Genomic DNA, 6,728 nt, shown 5'->3' with positions numbered 1-6,728 from the left:
CCCCCGACATCCACCAAGCCCTCACCGAGCTCGCGCGCGCCCACAACTGCACCCTGTTCATGGTCGTGCACGCCGCCCTGGCGGTCCTGCTGGCCCGCCTCACCGGCGACCCCGACGTCGCGATCGGCACCCCCATCGCCGGACGCGGCCAACGCGCCCTCGACGAACTGGTCGGCATGTTCGTCAACACCCTCACCCTGCGCACCCGCGTCGAAACCGGCATGAGCTTCACCGAACTCATCGACCAAGCCCGCGAAACCGACCTCGCCGCCTTCGCCAACGCCGACATCCCCTTCGAACGCGTCGTCGAAATCGTCGCCCCCGGCCGCGCCACCACCCACAACCCCCTGTTCGGGGTCGTGCTGTCGTTCCAGAACAACGAACAACCCACCCTCCAGCTGCCCGGCCTCACCGTCACCGCCCTGGACACCGACACCGTCGCCGCCAAATTCGACCTGCAAGTCAACATCAACCCCCACCACCACGACGACGGCACCCCCGCCGAACTCGACACCATCCTCACCTACGCCACCGACCTCTTCGACGAAACCACCATCCACACCCTCGGCCACCGACTCGAACGCATCCTCACCACCATCGCCACCAACCCCCACACCCCCATCGGCGACATCGACATCCTCGACCGAACCGAACGGGAAATGGGCACGGCCAGAAGCGTTCCCACCCCGCCGCCGAACTCGGCGGCGACCGCGGGCACCACACTCGCCCAAACACTCGTGGCCGCCGTCGAGGACGATCCGGACGCCCCCGCCATCCTGTCCGGCGACGACGAGCTGACCTACCACGATCTGGAGACCCGCTCGTCGCGTTTGGCGCGGGTGCTCATCGCACGGGGCTGCGGCCCCGGCGCGGGCGTGGCACTGCGTCTGGATCGCGGCATGGAAGCGGTCATCGCGACCTGGGCCGTCCTCAAAACAGGCGCCGCCGTCGTCCCCGACACCGCACTGCCCGACGACCTCGAGGCCAAAGTCGGCCTCACCCTCGGCGATCCACCCACCGGCACCCTCGACTGGCTCGCCCTCGACGACCCCGCCGTCATCGCCGAGATCGCCGCCGAATCACCCCGCCCGGTCACCTACGCACACCGCACCCGGGCACTGACCGGCACCGACCCGGCCTTCGTCGGGGACCAGACCCTCAGCTACGACGATCTCGCCATCGCGGCTGCGCAACTGCGCGACCGGGACGAACTCACCTACGAGTCCGAGATCCCCTACCGCGGCGAACCGAGATCCTCCGCCGTTGTCATCAAACTAGTCGCCGCCGGGATGGTCGGCGCGGCGGTCGTCCTGGACACCGACGAGGAGGTGCAGGCCGACGAATGCGTGACCGGTTGATCGTTCCGGCCGCGCCGGAGCCGGATCGGCGACTTCGGCCGAGCAGAGCTCAACTGAAGTGGACGACCGAGAGGGTGCCTGCGACGATGCAGTACATGGCGAACGGCAGTAGGGTCCGGGTCTGGAAGTAGCGCTCCAGGAACCGTACTGCCAGCCACGACGACACCCCGGAGACGATGGCTCCGAACAACACCGGTCCACGGATGCCTTCGGTTTGCGGGCCGACCAGTTCCGGTAGTTCCAGGACTCCCGCGCCGAGGATCGCCGGAGTGGCCAGCAGGAAGGCGAATTTCGCCGCGTGCTCGTGCGCGAGACCCCGCGACAGGCCGCCGACCATGGTCAGGCCCGCACGGCTGAAGCCGGTCAGCAGCGCGCCGACCTGCGCGAAGCCGATGCCGAGAGCGTCCGCTGTCCCGAGGGCGGCCAGCGGCCGGTCGGATTGGCGCCGGGTCTCCGCCTCGGCCGTGAGGGTGCCTCTGCGGGCTTCCCGCCGAGCGAACCGCCGCCCGTATTCGGCCAGCGACGGCTCGTTCCGACGGCGCAATCCCTCGCCGACGATCAGCACGATGCCGTTGAGCGCGAGAAAGATACCGGCGTAGAAAGGCGTCCCGAACAGCGCGTGCAGCGGATGTTCCAGCAGGAAGCCGAGCACGCCGACCGGAATGGTGGCGACGACGATCGACCAGGCCAGCCGCTGGGGGATGGTGTCGAGGCGGCCGGTGCGCAGCGTGGTGAAAAAGCCCGCCACGATGACGCACCAGTCGCGCCAGTAGTAGCCGAGCAGCGCCACCGCCGTCGCCACGTGCAGCGCCACCACGAACGCCAGATACGGTGTGCCCGCACCGGACTCGCCCTCGCCGGTCAACTTCTCCCAGTCGCCTCCGAGCCATGCCGCGACCAACACGGAGTGCCCCAGGCTGGAAATCGGGAACAGTTCGGTGACACCTTGCACCGCCCCGATGACTGTCGCTTGAAAGTAAGTGAGCATCGCCCCGAGTCTCGCACGCACACAACGCAACCGCGTGAGGGCCTCTCGCGGCCGGCGACGACGGCGGTCCCGCCGCGACGGTGGCGCTGTCGTGGCGTGACCGGAATGTCGTTGTGCGGCAGCCAAAGCCGCGGAAGGACCGTCGGAGCTCGCAGAGGATCGACGAGACGAAGAGGGCACGCGGCTTCGGAATCCATGGGCGGTGTGGCCGGGATCCAGGTGGGGGGAAGCCGCACCGGCGCGGCAAAGCAGCTGGTCCCGAACACATCACAGAGGATCTGTGACGTCGATCATTTGATCACCGTCGGCGAGCTCGATGCCGTTCAGGCGGTGGCGCCGGAGGATTCGGCGAGCATGTCGAGGGCAATGTCGATGATGAGGTCCTCTTGCCCGCCGACCAGCCCCCTGCGTCCCACTTCGAGCAGGATCGTGCGCACGTCGATGCCGTAGCGCCGCGCGGCGGTTTCGGCGTGCCGCAGGAAGGACGAGTAGACCCCGGCGTAGCCGAGCGTGAGTGTTTCGCGGTCCACGCGCACCGGGCGGTCCTGCAGTGGCCGCACCAAGTCGTCGGCGGCGTCCTGTAGCGCGAACAGATCGCAGTTGTGCTTCCAGCCGTGCAGGTCGGCGACGGCGACGAAAGGTTCGATCGGGCAGTTGCCCGCTCCGGCGCCGTGCCCGGCGAGCGAGGCGTCGACGCGGGTGACGCCTTCTTCGACCGCCACGACGGAGTTGGCCACCGACAGCGAGAGGTTCTCGTGGGCGTGGATCCCGATCTCGGTGCCGGGGTCGAGCACCTCGCGGTAGGCGCGGACCCGGTCACGGATTCCGTTCATGGTCAGCCGGCCGCCGGAGTCGGTGACGTAGACGCAGTGCGCCCCATACGATTCCATGAGTTTCGCTTGTTCGGCCAGGCGAGCCGGTTCGGCCATGTGCGACATCATCAGGAATCCGGAGACGTCCATGCCGAGTTCCCGTGCGGTGGCGATGTGCTGGGCGGATACGTCGGCTTCGGTGCAGTGGGTGGCTACGCGCACCGAGCGCACGCCGAGCCGGTAGGCGTGCTTGAGTTCTTCGATGGTGCCGATGCCGGGCAGCAGCAGCGTGGTCAGTCGGGCGTGGGTGAGGTTGTCGGCGGCGGCTTCGATCCATTCCCAGTCGGTGTTGCTTCCCGGGCCGTAGTTCAGGCTGCCGCCGGCGAGGCCGTCGCCGTGGGCTACTTCGATGCCGTCGACACCGGCGGCGTCGAGCGCCGCCACGATCCGGCCGACGTCGGCGGGCGTGATGCGGTGGCGCACGGCGTGCATGCCGTCGCGGAGTGTGACGTCTTGGATGAACAGTCCGGTGGTCATCGGCGCGCTTCCTGTCCCGCCGGCGCCGCGGCGATCGTGTCGGCGAGGGATTCGGCGTAGCGCACGGCCGCCGAGGTCATGATGTCCAGATTTCCCGCGTAGGCCGGGAGGTAGTGGGCGGCGCCTTCGACCTCGAGGAACACCGTCACCTGATGGGTGGGCGCGGCCGCGTCGGGGCCGAGCAGGGTGTGCACCGGCTGGTCGTCGGGGACGGTGGTGATCTGGACTTGCTGCTTGAGGCGGTAGCCGGGGACGTAGGTGGCCACGTGCGCGATCATCTGCTCCACGGATTCGCGAATCGCCTCATGGGTGCCGGGATCCGGGGCGGTGACCAGGCACAGCACCGTGTCGCGCATGATCAGCGGCGGGTCCGCCGGATTGAGGATGATGATGGCTTTGCCGCGCCGCGCGCCGCCGACCGTTTCGATCGCGTGCGCGGTGGTTTCGGTGAACTCGTCGATATTGGCCCGCGTGCCGGGCCCCGCGGACTTCGAGGCGATGGACGCGACGATCTCGGCGTAGGCGACCGGCGCCACGCGCGAGACGGCGGCGACGATCGGGATGGTGGCCTGCCCGCCGCAGGTCACCATGTTGACGTTGGGCGCGTGCCGGTGCTCGTCCAGGTTCACCGCCGGGACGACGAACGGGCCGAGCGCGGCGGGTGTCAGATCGATCAGGCGTTTGCCGAGAGGTTCGAGCACCGCGGCGTGGGCGGCGTGGGCTTTGGCGGAAGTCGCGTCGAAGACCACATCGATCTCGCCGAAGTTCGGCAGTTCCAGCAGGCCCTGCACGCCGTCGGACGTGGTGGGGACGCCGAGCCTGCGGGCGCGGGCCAGACCGTCGGATTCCGGGTCGATGCCGACCATCGCGCCCATCTCCAGGACGGTCGAGTGCCGGATCACCTTGATCATCAGATCGGTGCCGATATTGCCCGATCCGATCACCGCGACTTTGAGCTTGGCGGGGCTGTCGTTCATGGTTTCACTCCCGAATGAAGGTCGCGGTCACCGATCCCAGACCGGTGATGTCCGCGGTGACGGTTCCAGGGCCCTGGATCGGTGCCATCGGTCCGAGCGCTCCGGAGAGCACTGTCTGCCCGGCGCGCAGTGGCCGGCCGAACTCGCGAGTGGTCCGCGCCAGCCAGGCCAGGGCGTGCAGCGGATCGCCGAGGCAGGCCGCGCCGGTTCCCGTCGACACCTCGACACCGTCGATCGACATCCGCATCTGTGCCGTGACGGGCTCGAAGGAATCGAGGGTGCGGCGTTCGGCGCCGAGCACATACAAACCGCTCGAAGCGTTGTCGGCGACGGTGTCACCGAAGGTGATGTCCCAACCGGCGATGCGGCTGTCGACGATCTCCAGCGCGGCCACGGCGTAGTCGACCGCGCCGCGGACCTGCTCGTCATCGAGCGGCCCCTCCGCCAGGTCCGCGCCGAGCACGAACGCGATCTCGGCTTCGACCTTCGGCTGCAGCAACCGGCTCAGCGGCACGGGCGTGTCCTGCCGGTAGTACATGTCGTCGAACAACACTCCGAAGTCCGGTTGATCGACACCGAGCTGCCGCTGCACCGCCGGGGAGGTCAAGCCGATCTTGCGTCCGACCAACCGCGCGCCCGCCGCGATGCGCTCGGCGGTCAGCAGTTCCTGCACCGCGTACGCGGCGGTCACGTCGTCGGAACCGATCAGATCGCGCACCGGTGCGCACGGGGTGCCGGAGCGGGCGGCCGCGCTGAGCAGGTCGGCGGCGGCGATCGTGGCGGTGTCGGCGGCCACGGAGCGTCGGTCAAGGCCTGGGGGTGTTGGCATCGGAAAGTCCCGGATCTCGTGAGGGGTGAAACAGTGCTCTCACTGTCGCCGCAGGTGGGACGCATCCGCCAGCATTGCGTTCCACTGAGCCGAACGCCGCCGCGGTAGAGTGAGCGGGTCCGGAGGTTGGAGGTCGACCGTGTCATCCGCGTTCGCTGGTCGTGCGATTGACGGTTCGACCGTGCTCGGCAAGATCATGGCCGTGCTCGAGGCGTTCTCGATCGACGACACCGCGTTGAGCCTGGCCGAGCTGGGACGGCGGACCGGCATTCCGAAGGGCACTCTGCACCGGGTCCTCGCCGACATGGTGGCGGTCCGACTACTGGACCGGACCGACGCCGGGTATCGGCTCGGAAGCTATGTTTTCGAGCTCGGGATGCGCGCATCGGTCGAACGGAGTCTGCTCGAAGTGTCCATTCCATTCCTGGAGGAACTCAACGCGCGGATCCACGAGACCGTGCATCTGGGCATTCTCGACGGCACGGATGTCGTCTACCTGACGAAGATCGGCGGACGCAGACAGGCCAGCGCCCCCTCACGCATCGGGGGCCGCATGCCGGTGCACTGCACGGCCATCGGCAAAGTACTACTGGCCAACGCCGACGCGGCGCTTCGTGACCAGGTGCTGGCCGCGCCGCTGCGCCGCTACACCCCACGGACGATGGCCCTACCGGGCACGTTGCGCACCCAGCTGGATCGGATCGCCGCCGATGGAGTGGCCTACGAATTCGAGGAATCCGCGCCCGGCATCGTCTGCGTGGCTGCCCCGGTTCGCGAGTCGGAAGAGGTGGTCGCGGCGATCAGCGTGGCGGGCCCGTCCCACCGGTTCCATCCCGAGACCCACGCGGCATCGGTTCGCGCGGCCGCCGACGGCATCGGAGCGACCCTGACCCGGCGAACCCGGTTGCTGTCCGCCCCTCCCGCCTGAGCACCAGGAAGACCCCGCCCGGCACGAGGCCGGACGGGTCGGTAGTCCCCCAACGCGCATTCGTCGCTGAACCGCAGCCCGCACTCCGCCGCACGCGCACGAAAGCAGGCACAGGCAGGGTAAAAAGTCGGCGAATCCGAGTTCGCTGGCGGGTTCCCAGGAGGTATATCCATCTGTTACATTACCGATGCGGAGCCTATATAAACACGTGCTGCTCCTTCGTCCGAACGACGACGACGTCACCGGACATCCGACCCGACAACGACGTCGGCAGGCCGACAACGGCGTCGGCCACAAAC

The 6,728-nt window shown here is 68.5% G+C and carries 6 protein-coding genes; 2 read left to right on the top strand and 4 right to left on the bottom strand.

Translation table 11 applies throughout. The annotated features are described in order from the left end of the window. A partial coding sequence (locus ACWESM_RS29035; protein WP_452494433.1) for a condensation domain-containing protein occupies window positions 1-1,358 on the top strand: 1,358 nt, incomplete at its 5' end. 49 nt (window positions 1,359-1,407) lie between these two features. On the opposite strand, the gene ACWESM_RS29030 is transcribed toward ACWESM_RS29035, so the two are convergent. From ACWESM_RS29030 to ACWESM_RS29015, 4 genes are all read right to left on the bottom strand, one after another. Further along, window positions 1,408-2,346 (bottom strand): undecaprenyl-diphosphate phosphatase, encoded by a 939-nt coding sequence (locus ACWESM_RS29030; protein ID WP_355075536.1) that lies wholly within the window; start codon window positions 2,344-2,346, stop codon window positions 1,408-1,410. 323 nt (window positions 2,347-2,669) lie between these two features. Then, window positions 2,670-3,695, bottom strand: coding sequence for a 4-hydroxy-2-oxovalerate aldolase (gene dmpG, locus ACWESM_RS29025; protein WP_452494431.1), 1,026 nt, complete (start codon window positions 3,693-3,695; stop codon window positions 2,670-2,672). Next, complete coding sequence (locus ACWESM_RS29020) at window positions 3,692-4,672, bottom strand: acetaldehyde dehydrogenase (acetylating) (protein WP_452494430.1); 981 nt, start codon at window positions 4,670-4,672, stop codon at window positions 3,692-3,694. Before ACWESM_RS29020 ends, dmpG begins: the two co-directional genes overlap by 4 nt. Window positions 4,673-4,676: 4 nt before the next feature. Further along, on the bottom strand, window positions 4,677-5,501 hold the full coding sequence (locus ACWESM_RS29015; RefSeq protein ID WP_452494428.1) for a 2-keto-4-pentenoate hydratase: 825 nt from the start codon (window positions 5,499-5,501) through the stop codon (window positions 4,677-4,679). A gap of 196 nt (window positions 5,502-5,697) precedes the next feature. On the opposite strand from ACWESM_RS29015, the gene ACWESM_RS29010 reads away from it, so the two are divergent. Further along, window positions 5,698-6,429: an IclR family transcriptional regulator gene (locus tag ACWESM_RS29010; protein ID WP_452494440.1), complete on the top strand. Its 732-nt coding sequence runs from the start codon at window positions 5,698-5,700 to the stop codon at window positions 6,427-6,429. Window positions 6,430-6,728 lie beyond the last annotated feature (299 nt).

The sequence above is a fragment of the Nocardia sp. NPDC003999 genome (assembly GCF_053604885.1).
The sequence above is the reverse complement of the archived record's forward strand: the minus strand, read 5'-3'. Positions and strand labels throughout refer to the sequence as shown.